The organism is Geobacillus jurassicus NBRC 107829 (assembly GCF_001544315.1).
Classification (GTDB): domain Bacteria; phylum Bacillota; class Bacilli; order Bacillales; family Anoxybacillaceae; genus Geobacillus; species Geobacillus jurassicus.
In genome coordinates this window covers 1-883 of record NZ_BCQG01000122.1, presented here as the reverse complement: position 1 = coordinate 883, position 883 = coordinate 1, and the positions used below count along the sequence as shown (strand labels likewise).

General features: G+C 44.3%; 2 pseudogenes. Both read right to left on the bottom strand.

What is annotated here, in order from left to right:
• Positions 1-207: pseudogene (locus GJ1_RS17405) on the bottom strand (SdpI family protein); the annotation flags it as partial.
• Position 208: 1 nt separating this feature from the next.
• Positions 209-487, bottom strand: a pseudogene (locus GJ1_RS17400) (carboxyl transferase domain-containing protein); the annotation flags it as partial.
• Positions 488-883: the final 396 nt, after the last annotated feature.

Genomic DNA, 883 nt, shown 5'->3' with positions numbered 1-883 from the left:
AAAAGCGATGACGAGGATAAACAATACAAACTGCATCTCCCCGCGCCAAAACACGGTCAGCATCGACAAAATCCCCATCGCGATAAACACTTTGCCGCCGAAGCGGTGCGTTTTGTTCCAAACGGTCTCGCTTTCCAACGTCCACGGCGTGCGGATGCCGACGAAATAATTATGTTTGATTTTCGGCATGTAGTTTCCAAGCACAATAGTTCAAATGAGCCAAAACGGTGATGAGCGCTTTGCCGAATTTTTTCTGGCACTCAAAATAGTCGCCGTCATCGACAAGGCAGGCGATGATGTTTCGCATATCATAGACGCGGCTTCGTCTGTCCGGCAAAATCGAAAACACTTCCTCCACCATCCGGTATGGGTCATCGTCCGTCTTCCGCATTGGCGGCCGCTCGTTCGGGTTTTGCGGCATGTACGAGAAAAATCGTTTCAGCTGCCCGATGCATTCCTCCTCCGTCTCGCCATCGCCATCAATTTCTTGGAAGCAGCTTTCGCAATACTTTGCTTGACGGCGTTGCCGGCAATTCATCAATGAACTCGATATAACGCGGATACTTGAACGCCGTCTTTTTTCTTTTGGTCTATATAAGTTGCAATTTTGTTTTACATGGCATTGTTCGCTCTTCTTGTCACCGTGTCAGCTTGTCAGGTGATAAAGACGGGACATGGAGATCGGAAATTCTTTATTGCAACTTATATAGCAAAATGTTTTACACAAAATTTTATACATCATCCTGAGGGTTATTGACAAAATATTTTTTATCATTAAAATTTATTTTAATGAACAAAAAGGTGGCGGATCCATGTTCTCTCTATTATCTGATCATCGTCTATATTTACGCATGTGGCTGTCTCAAGTCATATCCTATTTAGG